This window comes from Sporomusa termitida (assembly GCF_007641255.1).
GTDB classification, from domain to species: domain Bacteria; phylum Bacillota; class Negativicutes; order Sporomusales; family Sporomusaceae; genus Sporomusa; species Sporomusa termitida.
The window spans coordinates 862,616-883,997 of sequence record NZ_CP036259.1 but is presented as its reverse complement, the minus strand read 5'-3'; the positions used below and the strand labels follow the sequence as shown (position 1 = coordinate 883,997).

Annotated in this window: 17 protein-coding genes; 5 read left to right on the top strand and 12 right to left on the bottom strand. The window is 50.4% G+C overall.

Annotation, left to right across the window (positions count from 1 at the left end):
- Positions 1-44 precede the first annotated feature (44 nt).
- Entirely contained in the window at positions 45-2,276 is a 2,232-nt protein-coding gene (locus SPTER_RS03935) for a TonB-dependent siderophore receptor (RefSeq protein WP_144349153.1), read from the top strand.
- An 89-nt stretch (positions 2,277-2,365) separates the two neighbouring features.
- Here the strand turns inward: SPTER_RS03935 and SPTER_RS03930 are convergent, their stop codons facing one another.
- A complete protein-coding gene (locus SPTER_RS03930) occupies positions 2,366-3,334 on the bottom strand; it encodes a helix-turn-helix domain-containing protein (RefSeq protein ID WP_144349152.1) in 969 nt (322 codons plus the stop codon).
- Between the two features lie 586 nt (positions 3,335-3,920).
- Between SPTER_RS03930 and SPTER_RS03925 the strand changes: the two genes are divergently transcribed.
- Positions 3,921-6,101: a TonB-dependent siderophore receptor gene (locus SPTER_RS03925; RefSeq protein WP_144349151.1), complete on the top strand. Its 2,181-nt coding sequence runs from the start codon at positions 3,921-3,923 to the stop codon at positions 6,099-6,101.
- Positions 6,102-6,293: 192 nt separating this feature from the next.
- Here SPTER_RS03925 and SPTER_RS25215 read toward each other — a convergent pair whose 3' ends face one another.
- Both SPTER_RS25215 and SPTER_RS03910 read right to left on the bottom strand, forming a co-directional pair.
- Entirely contained in the window at positions 6,294-6,608 is a 315-nt protein-coding gene (locus tag SPTER_RS25215) for a helix-turn-helix domain-containing protein (protein ID WP_246105478.1), read from the bottom strand.
- Positions 6,609-6,698: 90 nt separating this feature from the next.
- Positions 6,699-7,682, bottom strand: coding sequence for a helix-turn-helix domain-containing protein (locus SPTER_RS03910; RefSeq protein WP_144349149.1), 984 nt, complete (start codon positions 7,680-7,682; stop codon positions 6,699-6,701).
- 272 nt (positions 7,683-7,954) lie between these two features.
- Between SPTER_RS03910 and SPTER_RS03905 the strand changes: the two genes are divergently transcribed.
- Complete coding sequence (locus SPTER_RS03905) at positions 7,955-8,755, top strand: TonB-dependent siderophore receptor (RefSeq protein ID WP_246105477.1); 801 nt, start codon at positions 7,955-7,957, stop codon at positions 8,753-8,755.
- Positions 8,756-9,331: 576 nt separating this feature from the next.
- Here the strand turns inward: SPTER_RS03905 and SPTER_RS25590 are convergent.
- The 5 genes from SPTER_RS25590 to SPTER_RS03885 all read right to left on the bottom strand — a co-directional run bounded on the left by SPTER_RS25590 (position 9,332) and on the right by SPTER_RS03885 (position 12,749).
- Complete coding sequence (locus SPTER_RS25590; RefSeq protein ID WP_170233136.1) at positions 9,332-9,736, bottom strand: RloB family protein; 405 nt, start codon at positions 9,734-9,736, stop codon at positions 9,332-9,334.
- 23 nt (positions 9,737-9,759) lie between these two features.
- A complete protein-coding gene (locus tag SPTER_RS25585; RefSeq protein WP_144349147.1) occupies positions 9,760-10,011 on the bottom strand; it encodes an RloB domain-containing protein in 252 nt (83 codons plus the stop codon).
- A complete protein-coding gene (locus tag SPTER_RS03890; protein ID WP_144349146.1) occupies positions 10,008-11,228 on the bottom strand; it encodes an AAA family ATPase in 1,221 nt (406 codons plus the stop codon). The genes SPTER_RS25585 and SPTER_RS03890 overlap by 4 nt, the downstream gene beginning before the upstream one ends.
- A 96-nt stretch (positions 11,229-11,324) precedes the next feature.
- On the bottom strand, positions 11,325-11,501 hold the full coding sequence (locus SPTER_RS24530; protein WP_170233135.1) for a hypothetical protein: 177 nt from the start codon (positions 11,499-11,501) through the stop codon (positions 11,325-11,327).
- 234 nt (positions 11,502-11,735) lie between these two features.
- The gene (locus SPTER_RS03885) at positions 11,736-12,749 is read right to left on the bottom strand and encodes a helix-turn-helix transcriptional regulator (protein ID WP_246105476.1); all 1,014 of its coding nucleotides are present in this window, start codon (positions 12,747-12,749) and stop codon (positions 11,736-11,738) included.
- A gap of 364 nt (positions 12,750-13,113) precedes the next feature.
- Between SPTER_RS03885 and SPTER_RS03880 the strand changes: the two genes are divergently transcribed.
- Entirely contained in the window at positions 13,114-15,324 is a 2,211-nt protein-coding gene (locus SPTER_RS03880) for a TonB-dependent siderophore receptor (RefSeq protein ID WP_144349144.1), read from the top strand.
- Positions 15,325-15,395: 71 nt separating this feature from the next.
- Here the strand turns inward: SPTER_RS03880 and SPTER_RS03875 are convergent, their stop codons facing one another.
- Positions 15,396-16,130 carry a helix-turn-helix domain-containing protein gene (locus SPTER_RS03875; RefSeq protein ID WP_144349143.1) on the bottom strand — a complete coding sequence of 245 codons (735 nt, stop codon included), beginning with the start codon at positions 16,128-16,130 and terminating at the stop codon, positions 15,396-15,398.
- A 56-nt stretch (positions 16,131-16,186) separates the two neighbouring features.
- On the opposite strand from SPTER_RS03875, the gene SPTER_RS03870 reads away from it, so the two are divergent.
- Positions 16,187-17,413: an IS256 family transposase gene (locus SPTER_RS03870; RefSeq protein WP_144349142.1), complete on the top strand. Its 1,227-nt coding sequence runs from the start codon at positions 16,187-16,189 to the stop codon at positions 17,411-17,413.
- 597 nt (positions 17,414-18,010) lie between these two features.
- On the opposite strand, the gene SPTER_RS03865 is transcribed toward SPTER_RS03870, so the two are convergent.
- Genes SPTER_RS03865 through SPTER_RS03855 form a run of 3 tightly spaced genes read right to left on the bottom strand, consistent with a single transcriptional unit; the run spans position 18,011 to position 21,379 of the window.
- Entirely contained in the window at positions 18,011-19,150 is a 1,140-nt protein-coding gene (locus tag SPTER_RS03865; protein WP_144349141.1) for an acyl-CoA dehydrogenase, read from the bottom strand.
- A 40-nt stretch (positions 19,151-19,190) separates the two neighbouring features.
- Positions 19,191-20,540: an MFS transporter gene (locus SPTER_RS03860; protein ID WP_144349140.1), complete on the bottom strand. Its 1,350-nt coding sequence runs from the start codon at positions 20,538-20,540 to the stop codon at positions 19,191-19,193.
- A gap of 50 nt (positions 20,541-20,590) precedes the next feature.
- The gene (locus tag SPTER_RS03855) at positions 20,591-21,379 is read right to left on the bottom strand and encodes an enoyl-CoA hydratase-related protein (RefSeq protein WP_144349139.1); all 789 of its coding nucleotides are present in this window, start codon (positions 21,377-21,379) and stop codon (positions 20,591-20,593) included.
- Positions 21,380-21,382 lie beyond the last annotated feature (3 nt).

Genomic DNA, 21,382 nt, shown 5'->3' with positions numbered 1-21,382 from the left:
GCCAATCCTACAACCAATTATATCGCAGAGGGAGCCAAGAAAGCATGAAAAGAAATATGTCCCGGGCAGTACAAAAACGGTTGCTCTATACCCTGCTTGGCAGCAGCTTGCTGTGGCATCTGCCTGCGCTCGTCTATGCAGCCGGCGAAACAAGAGAACCTGCACCGCCCGCAACCCATGCAGCCGATGAGCAAGCGGCTGAAGCAACGGCCGGTCAGCGTGAATTTAAGCTGGAAGGCATTGAGGTTACGGCGAATAAAGCGGCCGCGGCCGACAACGGCTATGTCGCCAAACGCAGCCGGGCCGGCACCAAAATCGACACGCCGCTGACAGAAACCGCCCGCTCCATCAGTGTAATTACACGGGCGCAGCTCGACGCCCGCGGCGTCACCGACCTGTTTGACGTTCTCGGCTATACGCCAGGCTTCAGCGACGCCAGCTATAACCGGGATTCGCGGTTTTTCCGCGGCAGTCTCCGGGGGTTTGTGAGCAGCGAGGCGCTGTTTACCGACGGCCTGCGCATGGCCAACGGGGGCTTCGCTATTTCCAGCTATGATCCGTATAGTTTCGAGCGGATTGAGGTGCTGCGCGGCCCCGCCGGCATTCTCTATGGCGCCAATAATCCCGGCGGCGCCATCAATCAGGTCTCTAAGCGGCCAACCAGCGAGGATTTACGGGAAATCCGCCTCCAGGCCGGAAATGATGACATGCGCAGCGCGGCCATTGATTTAGGCGGCGCTGTCAACGAACAGGGCAGCGTGCTTTTCCGTCTGACCGCCCTGACTGCCGCTGAAGACCTGCCGGCCGACTACAGCTCCGCCAAGCGCCAAATGATTGCTCCCGCCCTGACCTGGCAACCGGCTGAGGATACCAGCCTGACTATCCTGGCCCATTATCAAAAGGATGATATCAAGGGCAGCTATAACAGCAATCCCTACCGGTATTTGAGGGGGCACAAGCTATACGGCTACCCCGTCACCCTTTTTTACGGCGAACCCGGTTATGACCGGTTTATCCGGGATGACAAGCAAATTGGTTATGTTTTTGAACACCGCTTCAATGCTATCTGGTCGGTAACCCAAAGCGCCCGTCACGCCGACATTGCCGCGGATTTCAGATACCTGTCGTTAGATAGCGTAGCAGACGGCATTGGCAAGCGTACAGCCTATTATTCGCAGACCGAGCTCTCTTCTGATGTCATTGATACCCATTTCCAGGCAAAATGGTCCGGCGGCGCCGTTGATCATACCACTTTACTGGGTTTTGATTATCAAAATAATGAGTATAGAAATGTCTGGCTTGCCGGTGAGGCGCCCGATCTTAACCTCAACAGCCTGAACTACGGCCAACAGGTTACGGTCCCCACCACCTTATCTCCCTATACCTCGCCGGATGTCAAAATGAAGCAGACCGGCTTTTATCTGCAGGATCAATTGAAATGGGGACGCTGGACGGCGCTTGCCGCCGGCCGTTACGATAGGTTTGACCAGGATACGCGCAATATCAAAACCGATGCGCACACCCGCATTGACCAAAACGCATTTACCGGGCGCCTGGGGCTGGTTTACGACGCCGGCGGCGGACTGTTCCCCTATCTCAGTTATGATGAATCCTTCGAAGGACAGGCCGGCACAGACCGCTATGGCAACGCCTTTGAGCCAACCACCGGCCGGCAGATTGAGCTGGGGGTCCAATATGCGCCGGCCAACGCCAGCATCCGTTACAGTGCCGCTATTTTCGACTTGCGCCAGCAAAATGTTTTGACTGCCGACCCGCTCAACACCGGCAGCGAGAGCTTCCAGGTTCAGACCGGCGAGACCGCCGCCCGGGGCCTGGAGCTGGAAGCCAATATTTCCGCTCTGAAAGATCTGAATATTACTGCCGCCTATACCTACATGCCTAAGCATGAGGTAAGCAAAAGCAATATTGCCTCCCGCCTTGGCAAACGCACGGAAAACGTGCCGCGGCACAGTGCCTCACTCTGGCTTGACACAGCCGCCCCGGCGGCGCGCGCGGATAAGCAAGCCGCAGGCTGGGGCTTCGGCGCCGGCCTGCGCTACATCGGCTCGCGCCAGGACTATTACAACACCGTTAAAATGGGCGGCGTTGTCCTGACCGACGCCATGGTGCGCTATGACGCCGGCGGCTGGCGCTATGCGCTCAATGTCCATAATCTGTTTGATAAGGAATACGTCATCGGCTCCTGGACAGGCAGCAGTTATGAAACCGTCAGCCCCGGCCGCACGGTCCGGCTGACCGCCACACACCGCTGGTAAGCACGCTCATCTTCACGACATGCAAAGATAAGAGCATGTATGCTGCCAAATGGTCATCCCTTCAAGCAGGCTTTGCCGCTGCCGGGCGGCTACAAGCCAAACAGCTTCCGGAATGCGTTGGGGGTAAACCCATGGACTTTTTTAAAGCTGGCGATAAACTGACTGGTGTTTTTATAGCCGACCGCCGCCGCAATATTTTTGATATTCAGATCGTCATTGGATAACAGACGCATGGCGGCCATCATCCTTTCCCGGCGCATATAGGCATCCATGGTCAGGCCGAAGGTCTCTTTAAAGCACTGGCGCAGCTTGGTTGCGCCCATGCCGGCGATAACCGCCAGCCGGCTTACCGGCGGCGGCGCCATGATATTTTTATCAATCTCCGCTTTGACCTGGAACATATACCGCTTATTCTGATAAGTGACATGGCGTCGTCGCTGTTGCCGCAAATGCCGTTCACAAAACCAGTCGTCCCTGCTGTTGCGCTGGATAAGCGCCAGCAGTTCGCCGGCCTTGCTTTCGTAATAGCTCAGCGGCACACCGGCAATCCGTAAAGCATACTTCAGCTGCTCAAACAGCAGCAAAATATCCGGCGTATTATACTGGGCAAACTGCCAATCGCCATAATCAGGCAGGAAATAAGACGGTTCAGGCGGCCTGGCCTGAACAAAATCATCAAACAGCCAGATACCGGTAAAGCTAATGCGTTTGCCCTCGCCATATACAATCTTGAACGGCTTTTTTCCCGTTTGCACCAAATGAATGCCGTTTTGCAGCGGCCGGGCTTTCTTGCCGGATTCCAGAATGGAAACAACGCCGCTGCTCAACGCGCACAGCCATACGCCCCGGTGGCGCACGGCATATTCCCGGACAACCGGCGCCGGCAAAATAAAGTAGGCGTTGGCAACAAATAAACCGGCCGCCGGGTGTGCTTCTAACAGCCAGCTATTGCCGCCTGCCGGCGGCAGGGCATACTCAACAATATTATTCACGGCCTGTTGGGTGCAGCCCAATTGAACGGCCAGCTCCGCGCTGCCCGTAAAATATTCGTTACCCAAGCTTGTCCCCCTTTCCGTCAATCCCGGTTTTATCCTTTTCCCTTTGTCTAATCTTCTTTATCATATCATGCAATGATTATAAAAAAACAGTTTTCCGCAGAATTTCAATACCGGTAAATATCACGAGAATACTGTTTTAAATCAGGAAATTACCGTTGCAAGCAGGCTGTTAAACGAGAATTTTTCTCATTTAACAGCCTGCTTAGCGCTTGTCTTGACCCTCCAAGTAACAGGCCGGACCTCAATTGACTCCCGAAAAACCCCCCTGTTATACTAGGCCTAAGTTAGTCCTGAACTGCTAAGCTTAGCCTGGCTGACTGCCGCTAGTACCTTGTCAGCCCTAATCCAGTGAATACTGACGGTCTATTTTCCGCACCTCTTCGTTGTCGTCAGTCAGCATACGTCCGGTATGCTTCCCTCCTCTGCCTTGATTTGCGCAAAATAGCCTCGCCATTATTCTACCGTTTTAGAACTGACAAGGTACTGGTAAATCAAAAGCAGACGTCTGCTATTACATTTCATTCCAGGTAATCTGCTGTCAGGCCAGCAGCAAAATTACTCTTACTGAACCAAGGGAGTCGATGATATGAAAAAACCGCTATTCTCCGCCGGCCAAAGGCTGCTTTGCGCCTTAATCGGCGGCAGCCTGCTCTGGCAATGGCCAGGCGCCGTTCCGGCCGCCGCGGCAGCTGCCGCAACGCAGGCCGGCGCTGAACAGAGCGACCCCGCCGCGGCTGAGGGCAAGCCGCCGCGGAACGAATTTGCCCTGGCAGGCATTGAGGTTACCGCCAGCAAAGAAACTGTCGGCCGGGGTTATGTTGCCAGCCGCAGTACCGCCGGTACCAAGACTGATACACCGCTTAGCGATACGCCGCAATCAATCAGCATCATCACCCGCAGGCAAATGGATAGCCGCAGTGCGGTCAACCTCAAGCAGGCGCTCGAATATAACGCCGGCATTACCCCCGGTACTGATTCCCGCTGGAATGGCAGCATGGTCAGAGGGTTTGATGTCGCCAGGCGGGCTGACGGCTTGCAACTGGTAAACAGCAACTTTGCGCTGTGGGATTTTGAAGTATATGGCCTGGAACAAGCGGCCGTTTTGCGCGGTCCCGCGTCCACTCTTTATGGCAGCAGCGCGCCAGGGGGCATGTTTGACCTTGTAACCAAACGCCCGACCGCCGAACAACTGCGGGAAATCCAAATCCAGGGCGGCACTGACAATTACCGCAGCCTGGCGCTGGATTTGGGCGGTCAGGTCCAAGGGCAGGATAAGCTGACCTTCCGGCTGACCGGCCTGACCCGCGATCACGATTTGCCGCACGACTACAGCAGCTTCGAGCGAAGCTTTATTGCCCCCTCGCTGGCCTGGAAACTTGCCGGCAACACCAATATTACCTTGCAGGCCCACTATTTAAAAGATAAACTGAACGGCTCGGATGAATACATCTCCATTTACCATCCGGGGAGCACGCTTTTCGGCCATTCGGGCAGATTATTCCTGGGAGAACCGGGCTACAGCGGCTATCAGCGGGAGCAATACTATTACGGCTATTTTCTGGATCACCAGGTCAATGACACCTTTTCCCTTCATCAAAAATTCCGCTATGGCAAGACCAGCACTGCTTACAACATGCTGTGGTGGTCGCTGGCGAACGATGGCCGGACGGTGATCCGCGACGGCAGGCTAAAAGTATATGACGACACCGCCACCTCCTACCAGCTGGACACCTACGGGGAAAGCAAATGGGCCAGCGGCGCGGTCAGCCATCATGCCATTTTCGGCATTGACTACCGGCATGGCAATTTGAAAAACCGCTCCGGCTACGGCGGCACCATGGCGAATATCGATATTTATGATGTAAACTACAGTCACGCCTGGACGCTGCCGGCCACCGCCCCGGACTACCAGGGCAAGGTTATACAAACAGGGATCTACGCCCAGGACCAGATCAGCTTCGGCCCAAAATGGACGGCTACCCTCAACGGACGCCAGGACTGGTATGAGCAAAACGGCATCAATCCGCAAACCGGGGCGAAAACCAGGATCGATCAATCCGCCTTTACCGGCCGGGCCGGACTGGTCTATCACGCGACCGGCGAACTGTCCCCTTATCTCAGTTACGCTGAATCATTTGAGCCGCAGTCCGGCCAGGATCGCCTGGGCAACCAGTTTGTCCCGACCACCGGCCGGCAATACGAGCTGGGTATCCACTATGAGCCCCACAACCTAAACGCCCGCTTTACCGCCTCCCTGTTCGACCTTCGCCAGCAAAATGTGCTGACCCCCGATCCGGTCAATACCAACTTCAGCATCCAGACCGGCGAAATTGCCGCCAAAGGGCTGGAACTGGAAGCCACTATGGCGGCGTTTAAGGACTTACAGCTGACGGCCTCCTTTACCATACTGAACAATAAGGTGACCAAGGACACCCAGGCGGCCAACATCGGCAAGCGCACAGCCGGCGTGGCCAAGCATACCGCCGCCCTGTGGCTGGGCACGGCCGGCGACCAGAACCGGCCAGGCTGGAACAGCGGTTTTGGCGTGCGCTACATCGGCTCCCGCGAGAATACCGGCAATACCATCAGCCTTGATAACGTCTGGCTGGCCGACGCCGCCGCTGGCTACAACACCGGCGACTGGCAATATAAGCTCAATATCCGCAATGTATTTGATACCTTTCATGAAATCGCCGGCTTTAACAGCACAACCACTTATCAGGGCGAGGGACGGACCTTCCTTTTGACCGCCACCTGCCGCTGGTAAGCGGCAGCAGCCAAACCAAAGCCGTCACTGACTTCTCAGGCAAGCAGTGACGGCTTTTTCTTATACTGACTGGCCAGTTGTCCTCTTTCGGCCACTAGGAATTATAAAACGCGGCTAAGTGTATTACCAACGGCGGCGACGGGCCGGCGGATCAGGCGGGGTGCTTTGACGCTTACCCTGCGGCCGCTGCCGCTAGCGGCTATACAGCCCGAATGATTTTCTAAACTGGCTGGGCGTGAAGCCATGCACTTTTTTGAAGGCGGCGGCAAACTTGCTGGCGCTTTCATAGCCTAAAAAACTGGCAAGGGCATTCCGGCGGCTTTCACATTGGTCAGGGACGCACTTTGCTGGTTTCGGCCACAATGGAGCTGTAAAAAAACACCAACCAGCATCACTGGGTTCGCCGCCAGTGATGTTGGTTTTTGCAGACGCGGGCGCATGCTCTACCTTCCGGCAACAAGGAACCCCGGTTACGCTCCGGGCAACAGTAATCAACGTCTTTAACAAAGAGTATTGGGCCGGGACTTCCGGCGAGTGGATTAATATCGATGCCCCACGCACATTATTACTCGCGGCAACTATGGAACTGTAGTTGTACTATAATCCAAATGATTTACGGATATATTGAGGGGAAAAACCATGCACCTTTTTAAACGCGGCGGCAAATTTGCTGGCATTTTCATAGCCTGCCATAGCGGCAATATTTTTGATGCTAAGCCCGTCATCCCATAACAGCCGCAGGGCATATTTCATCTTTCCCGCGCGAATATACTCGGCAATAGATACCCCGTACCAAAGTTTAAAACAATGCTGCAGCTTGCTGATGTTCATCTGGACCATTATGGCCAGCTGGTCCACCGGCGGCGGGGACAGAATATCCCTGTCCAGTTCCTCTTTAATTTTTATGATATATTTCCGGTCATGATAAGATAAATAATTTTTCCGCTGTGATTTTTGATACCTCTTCCACCAATGCTCATCCTGTATATTGCGCAGGATGAGCAGCAGTACTTCGCAGGCTTTGTGTTCGTAGTACGGCAGTGGGGCGGCAGCATTGCGGACATTGGCTTTCAGCTGTTCAAATACCAGCAATAGCTCCGGCGTATCATACTGCGGACTTTGCCAGGTCAGCGCCTCGTCCAGAGTAAAACTCCGGTCTGACATCCGTCCGGTCAGCTGGGTTGCGATGTAATCACCGAACAGCCACATGCCGGTATAACATTGCCATTTGCCCGCACCATAAATCATTTTAAACGGCTGTCCCCGGTTAACCAGCAAATGAATGCCCGGCCGCAATTGCCGGGCTTTTTTGCCCTTTTCCACAATGGTCATATCACCGCCATTAAATGAACACAGCCACAGCCCCGCCTCGGCAATGGTATATTCCCAGACAACAGGTTCCGGCAGGGAAAAATGCGTATCCGTCAAAATGAGGCCGGGGGCGGGATAAATATCGACCAGCCAATTGTCGCCGTGGGGCGAAGGCAAACGATACGCAGTCCCGCTGCGGAAGGCCTCCGGTTTCGCGCCAAACCGCTCAGCCAGCTCGCAATTGCCTGTTAAGTATACACTAGTATCCATACTATCCTCCAAGTGAGATCGATTATCTATTATGATAACAAATGGCTTTGATGGAAACAACCTATTATGCAGACCAACAATGCTCCAAAATGGAGTAAGACCAATCCAAATTCTGAAGCCGGCCAATACTCTAAACCCCCGCAAACTGAGAAACACTATCATTCAATAAGGCCTGTCTCCCTTTTCCCTACCTCTATTGTAGGCGTTCCGGGAGCGTTGACTGGGTAAAAACGGTATTGCTATAATGAATCCGCAAGCTTGCAACTTCATCAATGATATTCATTATCGTTATCAACACCATTGTTAACTCCTGCTACACCAACACAACAAAGGGTGAAATTATGAAAAGCAATTATCTGAGCAAACGGGGCCTGCTTTGCGCCTTACTCAGCGGCAGCCTGGTCTGGCCCCTGGCTGCTTATGCAGCCGGGGAAGCCGCTTCGCCGGCAGAACAGGCCGCCGGCAATAACACTGCCGCCACGGCAGCCGCCTTGCCGCGTGAGTTTACGCTGGCAGGCGTTGAGATCACCGCCAGCCGCGTAACCGACGGCTATGTCGCTAAACGCAGCCGCGTCGGCACGAAGACCGATACGCCGCTCAGCGAAACCGCCCAGTCGATCAGCGTGATCACCCGGGAACAGCTGGCTAACCGCGGCGTTACCAACTTTGCCGAGGCCCTAGGGTATACGCCGGGGGTTACTGCTTTGCAGTACAGTGAAGAAACTGGACCGGCTTTGAACCTGCGCGGCTTTAGCGTAGCCACTGCCCATAACAACGGCTCCCGCCATCTGGGCAGCAATTACGGCAGTGATTTTGACTTGTACGCCATGGAGCGGGTGGAAGTGCTGCGCGGCCCGGCTTCCATACTGTATGGCGCCGGCAGTCCCGGCGGCATCGTCAACTATGTAACCAAACGCCCCACAAACGAACCTTTGCGCGAAATTCAGCTGCAAACCGGCAGCAGCGGCTGGAGCCGCGACGCTTTAGATGTCAGCGACCGGGCAACCAAGGACGGAAAAATTTATTTTACAAGCTGGGAGAAACAGGGGGACAGGGGATATGTTTCGAGATGAGAGGTATTGAACCTAAGAAGTCCCTGCCATTTAAAAATCAATTACATATATGTGTATTTTTTAGTAAATATGGAAAAGATAAGGTAATTTTTTGTATATATTTCCTTTATTTTGATATATTTCCTGCAATTTAGATACTTTTTTAGATTTATTAAAAAAATATTTATGTATTTTTTGTTTTGTAGTGATTCCGAGTTCTAAAAGCTCCCTGTGGCCTCAGAGTGTTTACAAATGTGAAGAAGATTATTTAATGATTTCACGAATAATTTGATAAATCAATATAAGGCACCTGTTGAAGCGGTTAGTGTAAACCATCTTGTTTTCATTTGTATAATTCTGATCTCCCCCTGTTAGTTTTAAGATACTCTATATTCTTTACTTTTAATTAAAACCATTATCACACATCTATTTATTGTCAATCAAAAGCTATTAAAGCGAACTGTTAAAAAAAAATTGCGTTCATAATGAACGCAACAAACAATAATCAAAATACAAGCATTTCAATTCATATGCTTTATAAAACATGACTAAAACTAAATATTATAATATCATGTCCCGGCGGATTTGCAAATCAAATTACTTCGGTATATATTTCAGTAGGTCCACCACTAATTCATGCACCTTGGTAGCTGGCCTTTGCATTGATGGCTTCTGCTTACCAAATTCTTTTAGTCTGTTTTCTGCAAAGCGAATGGCTAACTCCAGATTACCATATTGTTTGAGCAGGCTAAACAGATTAGTAAGGTTTTTCCGATATTCGCCTAATCCATGTCTGCGCAAATGTTGACTTAATTTCTTCTTATATTGCTCCCTGTCAATATCTGCCTGCAAATTCTCAAAATGGAGCAAAAACCAATACTCTATGCATTGGTTCGACCAAGCAGTTTTATACTGAATGTCACCCGTTTTAGATAATTTATCGGCCGCATAACTGGTATTATCAAATCTCTCCGGCGGAAAATCATCTTGGTCATATACCAACCAGACCTGATTTACTTGCCCTTTTAACTCAGCAACATATTTTTTGCCCGTTCCAATAAGAAAACCGTATTTGTAGCTTCGCCCTCAATCTGGATTTCAACTTGCCTTACTTCAACCCGGTGATCATATTGAGCATTAATCAGACTTCTAATCTCTTTAAAATATTCCGGCTCTGTCTTCGTTCCCTCGCAAATAATTAAATAATAGGTAAGCGGCTCAATAGTATGCATCCGGCGTTTTTCCCGCCCTAAAGCGTTGACCGCTTTTTTACTCATAACTCTGCCTCCCAGTTGAGGCAGCACCGCAGATAAGGGTCTGCGCCATATCTTCCTTCCAGATACTGTTTATCAAAAGTAGCGTCTTTCCGCACACCATTGCCGGCCTGATCTTTAAATTCCACTAATGAATACAACTTAGAACTTTGCCTGCTATCTTTGGCAACAAACCATATTTCATCGCGGCGGAAAACTTCTTTTTTCATGGTCGATAGATCATGGGAAGTAAATATCAGTTGCGCCTTATGCGGATTTGAGCAGGGATTACTAAACAGCTCGATAATATAGCGGATCAGTTTGGGATGTAACTTGGCATCCAGTTCATCAATAACGATTACACCGCCCCGCATTAACGCCTGAATAACGAAAGGCAGACAGGCAAACAGCTTAATTGTGCCACTAGACTCTTCCTGAAGTTCTAATTCATATTCTTGTTCTTGCACAACATGTTTAGTGAAAATTTCATATTCGTCCTCTTTATCACCCTTTTTATAACGAAAACTGGAAATATCACTATCCATTTCCTGAATTATTTTAAACATAATATTTTGGATTTTGTCGTTCTCAAACAAGAATATCCTTGATTCATAAAATGGATTACCGAAATTAACAAATTCACATCTTTCAAACCAAGCAATAATTTCATTAATTGTGTCAATGTCTTTTAAAATTTTCAGATACGCTAAGAAAGGAATGGTATCTGCGACTCCAATGTTCTCCATAGATTTGAGTAATGGACCTGTGTCAATTTTTTCTGCATTATGATTGCGGACAAAGATTTTACTGGCTCTTTTTCCGTTAATGTTCTGTTTATAGAGGCTTTCATAGATAATAACTTGTTTTTTAATGTGCAAATTATACCGATATTCTACGCCAGTAGTCCGGAAAAACAAGGTAAATTCGGTTGGCGCTTCTATTGTTTCCGGATCAAACTTGAAGGGCGTAGTCAGATTGGTGTTCTTATTTTTAACTTCGTTCGCATTTTTAAGAACGTAGATAGGCCTCATTATGATGCTGACCAAAACGACAAAGGCCTCTAGCACCGTACTCTTGCCACTGCCATTAGGACCATAAAGCGCAGCAAGCGGCAAAAATCTTTGCCCGTCGGAATCGACAAGAAGAGAATTTTCATGCTCGGAAATGGCCACAGCCTGCATATCCAGAACAGCCTCATCCCGAAAACTTTTAAAATTTTTAAATGTGAACTGACACAGCATGCCGGCTTCACTCCATTACAAAAAGTCTCATTATTAGAGTTATGTTCTATAATAACAAAATTTATACCTGCTTTTTTGAGTTTTTTTCTCATATTATCAGGTTACACTTTTCGATATGGTAATAGGCTCATATGGCTTTCGTCTCGTTTGGGTTGCTGCCAATCCTTTTTTTACTTTGTCAATGATATATAGCCGATACATGATTTCTTCAAGATTGGCTGTTTCCGGCAGCTTAGAAATGACTTCAATAGCTTCCTTCTTCAAGGTTTTCATCAAGCTAAATATGACTTGGATCTATTCTGCCTCCATAGCGATACCTCGAATATCGTAATGTATGGCGACTATGACATATGTGACGGTGAGGATTTTGATGGAGTGATGATTAATCACGGGCACAGCAAGGCTATTCGTCCAGACAAGAAACAGGTGAGTATAGGCTTATTGCTCGCTCTGAGAACAATGGCAGATACAAATAAGGACCGTCCCCAGTGTCCTGCTCACCTGTTGCTAAATATTAAAGGTTTTCCTGGCCGCCCGCGGCGTAAAGCCGTGAACCCGTTTAAAGGCAACGGTAAACTTGCTGGGGCTTTGGTAGCCCAGCAGAGTACTGATATTTTGCACACTCATCTCGTCATTGGATAACAGCCGCAGGGCATAGCTCATTTTTTCCCGGCGGATATATTCGGCAACCGTCATATTATAATACGCCTTAAATGACTGGCGCAGCTTGGTCGTTCCCATCCCTGCCAGGCGTGCCAGCTGCGCGACGTCCGGCGGCGCTAAAATATTATTGTCCAGTTCTTCTTTGGCCCGCCAGAGAAGTTTTATGTTTTCATAAGTCAAATGGCTGGGGCGCCTGAGCCTGGTAAACATCTCCGCATAGCCCTGGTTTTGCACGCCGCACAATATCAGCGAAAGAATTTCAATCATTTTGCTTTCGTAATACATAAACGGCGCAATGGATATCCGGATGGTATACTTGAGCTGTTCAAAAGCCATCAAAATCTCCGGCGTATTATAATAATGCTCCGGCCAGGTTAACGCATCCTCGATCGTCAGCCGCTCGCCCCGGCCCCGTTCCTGAAAATAATCCGCAATAAAATCGGCAAAAAGCCAGGCGCTGGTATAACAGAGCTTAGACGGACTGCCGAATTGGATTTTAAACGGCTTGCCCCGGTTGACCAGCAGATGAATGCCCCGCCCCAGCTGCCTGCTTTTTTTGCCCTGTTCGATGATCGTCATATCACCGGCTGCCAGAGAGCACAGCCACAAACCGGGCTGGGCAATCTCATAGCCCCTGGTAACCGGCTTTTGCAGACTAAAATAGGCATCGGTAACACACCAGCCCGGTTCAGGCTGTACATCAATCAGCCAGCTGTCGCCATTTTCGGGCGGCAGGCTGTATTTGACGCCTTTGCTCCTGTACTTTTTTGCCGTGCAGCCTAACTGCTCCGCCAATTCCCGGCTGCCGCCGGCATATTCATTGGTGCTCACGCCTGCTTCCTTTCCGACCGGCAGCACCGGCTAATTGATTCCCCCGGAACTGCCTGCCCCGCTTTTGCCTATTATCATATCATGCTAGAAAAGGTAAACGCCATGCCGTTTCGTTCCCCGCTGACAGAGGACTATACCGTAAAAACGCAAACCAAGACCGTGTGTTGCCTCTCAAGTGAGAAAAATTATCGGTTGATTCCGTTTTCCGCCTGTAGTCACCTGCAAACAGGTCCCCTGCCCGCCCATTGACCGGGCTAAAATTGCTTTGGTATAATTAGCCACAAGTTAGTCAGTGCCGGCACACCAGAACTAACAGTATTTTTTCTCTCTTGTTGATAATGAAATTCATTTTCAATCTCTGTTTGAGTTTATCTGAAGGAGCAAAAAGCGCATGCAACAATCAAATTCCCCGCCAACGGCCAAGCGCCTGCTTTATGCCTTACTTGGCCTCAGCCTGTTCTGGCCCCTGCCGGCCGCTGCGACAAATGGACCGGATGCGACAGAAAACAGCGCAGCTGGCCAGACTGCAAAACAATCGCCGCAATCGCCTGAGTTTTCCCTGGACGAAGTAGAAATAACTGCCGCCAGAGACAGTGCCCCGGATGACGGTTATATTGCCAAACGCAGCAGTGCCGCTACCAAAACCGATACGCCGCTGGAAGAAACCGCCCGCTCGCTCAGCGTAGTGACCGGCGAACAAATGGCAGCCCGCGGTGTCACCGATTTGTTTGACGCCTTAAGCTATACGCCCGGCTTCAGCGATGCCACTGCTAACCGGGACTCCCGCCACTTTCTGGCTCAGATCCGCGGCTTCATTAATAACTTTGTCACCCATACCGATGGCCTGCGCATGCTCCAGGGCGTTGGCGTGGCAAACCCCAACTACGACACCTATAGCTTCGAACGGATTGAGGTGCTGCGCGGCCCGGCCGGCATCCTCTATGGCGCCGGCAATCCCGGCGGTGTCGTCAATCAGGTGTCCAAGCAGCCAACCAGTCAACCCTTACGGGAAATTCAGCTCCAGACCGGCAGCAATAACCTGTTCAACGGGGCCATTGACCTGGGCGGAGCAGTCAATGCGCAGGGTAATGCAGAGTTCCGGCTGACGGCTCGCTCCTCTGATGAAAATACCTCTATGGACTATGGCAAAGCCGAGAGGCACTTTATCGCCCCTGCCCTTACCTGGCGGCCCAGCGATAATACCAGCCTGACCATCCTGACGCATTTTCAAAAGGACGATATCAAAGGCGCACCGGACATCAATCCATACCGCTACCTGCCCAATCACGGTTTATACGGCTATTCCGGCACCAGGTTCTACGGTGAGCACGATTATGACCGGTTTACCAAAAACGATAAGGAACTGGGATATATTCTTAAACACCGCTTTAACGATACCTGGACGGTAACCCAAAGTGCCCGCCACTCAACCATAGATGAAAAATCCAGGGTGATCTATGTTGACAGCGCAGCCAATGGCGTCGCCAGCCGCTCAGCCGAGTATCTTGATACCGACCTGAGTGCCAATATTATTGACACCTACTTTCAGGCCGACTGGTCCAGCGGCGCCGTTAAGCATGTTACCCTGCTGGGCTTTGATTATCAGAACACCGGTTATGACTACAACTATGCCTGGGGCAGCGTCGCCGATCTTGACCTCACGGCCATGAACTATGGCCAGAAAATTACCGATCCTGATTTTACGTATATGTGGAAATACAAAGTAAAACAAACCGGCTGGTATTTGCAGGACCAGCTCAAATTCGGCCGCTGGACGGCAACGGCAGGCGGGCGTTATGACCGCTATGACAGTAACCGGCTGGAGCGCCTGACCAACACCTATACCCGCATCGACCAGAGCGCTTTCACCGGCCGCCTGGGCCTGGTATATGACGCCGGCAACGGGCTGTTTCCCTATATCAGCTATGATGAATCATTTGAGGGCCAGCAGGGAACCGACCGTTACGGGAATGCTTTTGACCCTACCACCGGCCGCCAATATGAATTGGGCGTGCAATACGCACCGGAAAACAGCAGCATCCGTTATACGGCCGCAATCTTCGATCTGCGCAAGCAAAATATGCTGACGGACGATCCGTTAAATCAGGCCGGCCAGACTCGTTATCAGGTTCAGACCGGCGAAACCTCCGCCCGGGGGTTGGAGCTGGAAGCCAATATTGCGGCGCTAAAAGGATTCAATCTTACCGCCGCCTATACCTACATGCCCAAACATGAGATCACCAAAGATACCGCTGCGGCCAATATTGGCCGCAAAACAGCCAATGTATCCAAGCACAGCGCCTCTTTCTGGCTGGACACAGCTGCTCCGGCGCAGGAGCAAGGCATACTTGCACAGGGCTGGGGCTTTGGCGCCGGCCTGCGCTACATCGGTTCACGCTATGACTATACCAATACTGTTAAACTGGGCGGCGTAGTCCTGACCGATGCCATGGTCCGTTATGACAGCGGTGGCTGGCGCTACGCCCTCAACGTGCACAATCTGTTTGACCGGGAATATGTCATCGGAACCTTTCCCGCCGAAGGCTATGAGTACGTCAACCCCGGCCGCACCTTCCGGCTGACCGCCACCCGCCGCTGGTAGAACACTTTCTTACAACCAATCAGCCTGTCTGCTCCGGCAACGGAGATGAGACAGGCTGATTCTGCCTTACATCACAATCCAAATGATTTGCGGATGTACGAAGGGGAATAACCATGCACCCGTTTAAAAGCGGCGGTAAATTTACTGGCATTTTCGTAGCCGGCCATCGCGGCGATATTTTTGATACTAAGCCCGTCGTCCCACAACAGCCGCAGGGCATACTTCATCCTTTCCTCGCGAATATATCCGGCAATGGAGATTCCGTACCAGAGTTTAAAGCCATGCTGCAGCTTGCTGATGCTCATCTGGACCATTACGGCCAGCTCGTCGACGGACGGCGGGGCCAAAATATTCCTGTCCAGCTCTTCTTTCACTTTTATGATATAAGTGCGGTCATAATACGTTAAATAATTTTTCCGCCGTGTTTTCCGGTGCTTCTGCCAGCAATCTTCGTAGTGAATATTGCGTAGGATGAGCATCAGCACTTCACAGGCTTTGTGTTCGTAGTACGGCAGCGGGGCGGAGGCGTGGCGGACATTGGCTTTAAGCTTCTCAAGGACCAGCAGCAATTCCGGCGTATCATATTGCGGACTTTGCCAGGCCAGCGCGTCGGCCAGGGTAAAACTCCGGCCCGGCAGCCTTCCGTCCAGTTGGGTGGCGATGTAATCGCTGAACAGCCACATGCCGGTATAACATTGCCACTTTCCCGCCCCGTAAATGATTTTAAACGGCTGACCCCGGTTGACGAGTAAATGGATGCCCGGCCTGAGTTGCCGGGCTTTTTTGCCTGTTTCGGCAATAGTCATGTCGCCGTGGCTAAACGAGCACAGCCACAGTAAATAACAAAAAGGAGATGTATCCCATGACACAGTTAAACGAAAAAGAAATGCAGCTTGCAGCCCTCTTGAGTGAAGAGTGCACTAGCCCTGCCGAACTGACGGTCAAGCTCAAAAACTTATTTGCCGGTGCCCTAGAAAAGATGCTCGAGGCCGAAATGGACGAACACCTAGGCTATGAAAAGAACAGCGTTTTAGGCAACAACAGCGGCAACAGCCGCAACGGTTATGGCAAAAAGACCGTGAAAAGCGAATGGGACGAAAGTGAAATCAACGTTCCCCGTGACCGAACCGGGACCTTTGAGCCGCAAGTGATCGAAAAGCGCCAAACCCGTACCGATGATATTGAGGCTAGGATTTTGGCGATGTACGCCAAAGGCATGTCCAACCGGGACATTGAAGATCATCTGCGCGACATCTATGGCGTAGAAGCCTCCCCCAGTCTCATCAGCCGCATCACGGACAAAATCATGCCGGCTGTGGCCGAATGGCAGAGCCGCCCCTTGGATCCGATCTATCCCATTGTCTTTCTAGACGGAATCGTCTTCAAAGTTCGTAAAGACAGCCGGGTCATCAATAAATGCCTATACTCGGTGTTAGGCGTCAACATGGACGGCCGCAAGGAAATCCTGGGCATCTGGCTGTCGGAAAACGAAAGCGCCAGCTTTTGGACGACCATCTGCAACGAGTTAAAAAATCGTGGCGTGGAAGATATTTTGATTACCTGCCGGGACAATCTATCCGGTTTTTCCACCGCTATTGAAACCGTATTCCCCAGAACTGAGCAGCAACTATGCATCATTCATCAAATCAGAAGTTCCACAAAGTACATCCCCTATAAAGACATCAAGCCGGTCATGGCTGACTTAAAACGGGTCTATGGCGCGCCGACCTTGGATGATGCGGAGTATCGTCTGGAGGAATTTGGCGACAAGTGGGGCAAGAAATACCCACAGATCCTAAAATCCTGGCAGGCCAACTGGACGGAACTATCCACCTATTTTAAGTATCCGCAAGAAGTCCGAACCCTAATTTACACCACCAACGCCGTAGAGGGCTTCCATCGGATGCTGCGCAAATACACCAAGACCAAGACCGTATATCCCACCGACGATGCCGTTAAAAAATCGGTATTCCTGTCCATCCAGGAGATTTCCAAGAAATGGAGTATGCCGATCCGTGATTGGGGAATCATAGTAGGACAGTTGCTTATCTTTTTCGAGGATAGGCTGCAGCAGCGTAAAGTCTCATAAGAGCGTGTCGGGGCTCTGCCCCGGACCCCGAGGTTTATCGCTTTGGGTTTCCCAAGGCGACGGACACCCCCATGACCGGCATAAGAAACGACGGTTCCGAACTTTTCGGATCCGTCGCCCCGCAAACCTCACACGCCGCTCTGGCCGCACCTCTGCGTTGCCTTATCCTGCGTGTCAGTAAAGCAGGATAAGTTTGTACAATTATTATCTAGATTATTCCATTTACACAGTTTACAAAACACTCCCGTGGAATGTATTTGCATATTCCTAAAGCTTCCTGACAACTCCATCCTGACAGGTCTTTCGGGGAAGAGGGCTTCCTCTGATTTGTTATGCCTGCAAGCCGGCTGAGACTTCTATTTTTATTGGTTTACCTGCCGGGTTTCTGTATACTCATACAAAAAAGGGGGCCGCAGTACGCTTTTCTGTATAAAGCGTTTTGCGACACCCCCAATATGATTATTTCGTTACTATATATTTCGAATCTATCATGACATAGTTGCTGTTAAAAAGTGTTATGCTCATATTAAGCTTTTGTTAAAAGAGCTCCGATAACATTTCTAGTCGTAACAATACTATAGCTTAGTTATTTCTCATCTATCGCAGCAATACACCGGAAATAACCATGCGCTGCACTTGGTTGGTTCCCTCATAAATCTGAGTAATTTTCGCATTGCGCATTAAACGCTCTACCGGGTATTCACGGCTAAAACCATAGCCGCCGAAAATCTGCACTGCATCAGTTGTAATTTGCATCGCTGCATCTGATGCATACATTTTTGCCATAGCCGCTTCCTTGGCAAAAGGCTGACCATTCTCTTTCAAATAGGCGGCACGGTAGGTAAGCAGGCGGGCTGCCTCCAACTGGGTTGCCATATCCGCGAGCATGAAGGCTATGGCCTGATTGCTGGAAATCGGCTTACCAAATTGTATTCTTTCTTTCGCATACTTGATCGCATGCTCCAGTGCCGCCTGGGCTATACCCAAAGCCTGGGCCGCCACACCGATCCGCCCGCCGTCCAACGTGCTCATCGCAATCTTAAACCCTTCGCCTTCTTTGCCAAGTACATTTTCTTTAGGAAGCACCACTTCTTGGAAAATCAGTTCCTGCGTCTGGGAAGACCGGATACCCATTTTGTGCTCTTTCTTGCCAAAGGTGAACCCTGCCATTCCCTTTTCCAAAATAAATGCGGTGATTCCCTTCACACCCTTTGATTTATCCGTCATGGCAAACACAACATAGATTTCAGCCGCGCCACCATTTGTGATAAATATCTTGCTGCCGTTCAGAACATAATGATCCCCATTACGAATCGCCGTCGTCTGCTGAGAGGCAGCGTCGGTCCCGGCGTTGGGTTCGGTGAGCCCAAAGGCACCCAGTTTGTCCCCCGCAGCTAAGGGTACCAAGTATTTTTGTTTTTGGTCTTCCGTGCCGTAATTATAAATCGGCATCGCACATAAGGAGATCGATGCCGCATAACCTGTTTGCACGCAGTCATCTACCCGGGCGATCTCTTCGTTGGCAATGATGTAACTGATATAGTCGCCAGCTGAGCCGCCATAAACTTCAGGAAAACAAATACCCGTTAACCCTAATTCACCCGCCTTATCATAGATGGCTCTTGAAAACTCTTCTTTTTCTTCACGATCAGCTACGCCCGGTGCTATCTCTTTTTCAGCAAACTCCCGCACCATTTTTTGAATCATTTTTTGTTGCTCGTTAAATTCGAAATTCATTGTTATAACCATTCCTTTCACTTCGCTGATTCTGTCCCGCTTAATTGGCAGTGGTGCTTTGCATCTTCATTTCCTTCATTTCTTTCGCCGTCGCGATTAGAATAGCGCCTATGACTGCGAGCGCAGCGATGAAAAGCCACGCATACGTATACGAAGTACCGGCAGCGGTTTTCACCACCAATCTGCTCATAACCAACGGGGCCCCAGCTGCTCCGAAACAGTAAGCGACTGCAGTCATAAAGCCAAGTGCCTTCGGGTATACTTCCGCGTTAAAAATTTCCGCCGGCCAAGAATTCCATGCACCCCAGCCGGAGTTTGCGATAAAACCACATACCGTCAAAGTCAGGAGCAGAGTAACAGGGCTTACGCCTTTTTCCAACAAAGCGAACATCAGCAAAAAGGGAACCGTGCCGACAAGCGAAAAGACGGCTATGGGTTTGCGCTTGCCTTTGAAAAATCTGTCACTCAATCGGGAACCGATAAAGGAGCCTAGCACTCCACCTGCGAAATAGGCTGAGGCCCACCATCCCATTGCCGTCAAACTAAAATCGAATGTCTCCTTCAAGTAAAGCGGAATCCAGCTCACAGTTGCCCAAAATACGGCTTGAACCATAATAAAGGCTATACATAAGTTGATAAACCCGGGATGTTTCACAATCTCCAGTAACGAAACCCTTTGCGTCGCAATTTTTTCGCTGCTTATCGCGCCTTTGGCAACTTCTTCCGCAGTATACATACCACTTGCAATTTCATCCTCATAGCTCTCGCATATTTCTTCTGCCGACAACCCTTTCTTTTGCTCCGGCCTTTCATAAACCCAGGCAAGAACACACAGCAGTGGAACTATGCCGACCAAAGCGGCAATGGTAAAGAAGGGACGCCAGCTCCCGAGCGCGGTTACCAACGCGGTAACAAGAATGGGAGCCCAGGCTGGGGTCAATATCCAGGCACAGGATAAAACTGACTGGGCTTGTGCCCTTTGCCGCTTGGGAAACCACCGTGCGGCGATTCGTGCGCTTGGCACCCATTCCGTCGCACAGACGATTCCAAAAAGAACTTGACGCAAATACCACTCATTGATGCTTTGAATATGGGTCATCCACCATGTGAGAATACTCCAGGCTACAATCGAACTAAGTAAAATTCTTTTTGCGCCAAATCTGTCACACCACGCCCCAACCACAGCCTGCATCGGACCATAGAACACAAGCATCAAAAAAGTTCCGTTGCCATAATCGGCATACGTCAGGCCAAGCTCTTGCATCATCGGTGCCGCGACAATGCCCATTGCCAGTCTGTCCAAATATTGGACGCTGTAACAAAGAGTCAGTACAATTGCCACCCACCATCTGTATCGCCACCATGTTTCTTTTAGAACCGCAGTTGCCAAGTTATGCCCCCCCTTTTATTGGTTAATCCAATATAGTCCGAACCCCGAACTTATCTATCCTTAAAATTTGGTTTGCGCTTTTCGAGAAAAGCTCTCATTCCTTCCTTCTGATCTTCCGTCGTAAAGCACAGGCCATGCAGTTCACGTTCATAAATTCTGCCAGCGGCCAAATCCATGCTCAGGCCTTCATAAATTGCCCGTTTAGTCAGCCGAACTGCCAAAGGACCATTTGCAGCGATCTGCTTTGCCATTTCTCTTGCGGCTGCCAGCAACTCATTCGCCGGCACGACTTTATTTACCAGCCCAATCCGGTACGCTTCTTGAGCATTTATGTGTTTACCGGTAGTCATTAATTCTATTGCGTTCGGTACACCTATTAGCCTTGGCAGAGTCTGCGTGCAGGCAAACCCGGCCATAATCCCCAGCTTTACCTCGGGCAAGCCAAATACCGCATTATCGGCGGCTAGACGAATATTACAGCTGGTAGCCAAAACAGTCCCGCCGCCCAATGCGTATCCATTAACTGCGGCAATAACGATTTGTGGAAGTTCTTCAATCTTCTGCGAAACGCCTCCACCCAGTACGCCCCATTCACGTCCTTCCCATAAACCCATCGTCGACATGGAGGCGATATCCGCTCCGGCGACAAAAGCCTTATTGCCGCTGCCGGTAATGATGACGACCCGGATGCTTAAATCCGCGGCAATTTTATCGGCCGCATCATCCAATTCCCGCATCGTTTCAGGATTTAGCGCGTTAAGAACCTTGGGACGATTTATAGTTACTGTGCATATCCCGTTATCTTCCTTCTCGACAAGTATATTTTGGTAGCTTCCCATTGT

Bases quoted from the DNA above. Each gene is read 5' to 3' on its own strand.
- SPTER_RS03935 (WP_144349153.1), top strand. From the start codon at position 45: ATGAAAAGAAATATGTCCCGGGCAGTACAAAAACGGTTGCTCTATACC.
- SPTER_RS03925 (WP_144349151.1), top strand. From the start codon at position 3,921: ATGAAAAAACCGCTATTCTCCGCCGGCCAAAGGCTGCTTTGCGCCTTA.
- SPTER_RS03910 (WP_144349149.1), bottom strand. From the start codon at position 7,682: ATGGATACTAGTGTATACTTAACAGGCAATTGCGAGCTGGCTGAGCGG.
- SPTER_RS03905 (WP_246105477.1), top strand. From the start codon at position 7,955: ATGATATTCATTATCGTTATCAACACCATTGTTAACTCCTGCTACACC.
- SPTER_RS25585 (WP_144349147.1), bottom strand. From the start codon at position 10,011: ATGAGTAAAAAAGCGGTCAACGCTTTAGGGCGGGAAAAACGCCGGATG.
- SPTER_RS03890 (WP_144349146.1), bottom strand. From the start codon at position 11,228: ATGCTGTGTCAGTTCACATTTAAAAATTTTAAAAGTTTTCGGGATGAG.
- SPTER_RS24530 (WP_170233135.1), bottom strand. From the start codon at position 11,501: ATGAAAACCTTGAAGAAGGAAGCTATTGAAGTCATTTCTAAGCTGCCG.
- SPTER_RS03880 (WP_144349144.1), top strand. From the start codon at position 13,114: ATGCAACAATCAAATTCCCCGCCAACGGCCAAGCGCCTGCTTTATGCC.
- SPTER_RS03875 (WP_144349143.1), bottom strand. From the start codon at position 16,130: ATGACTATTGCCGAAACAGGCAAAAAAGCCCGGCAACTCAGGCCGGGC.
- SPTER_RS03870 (WP_144349142.1), top strand. From the start codon at position 16,187: ATGACACAGTTAAACGAAAAAGAAATGCAGCTTGCAGCCCTCTTGAGT.
- SPTER_RS03865 (WP_144349141.1), bottom strand. From the start codon at position 19,150: ATGAATTTCGAATTTAACGAGCAACAAAAAATGATTCAAAAAATGGTG.
- SPTER_RS03855 (WP_144349139.1), bottom strand. From the start codon at position 21,379: ATGGGAAGCTACCAAAATATACTTGTCGAGAAGGAAGATAACGGGATA.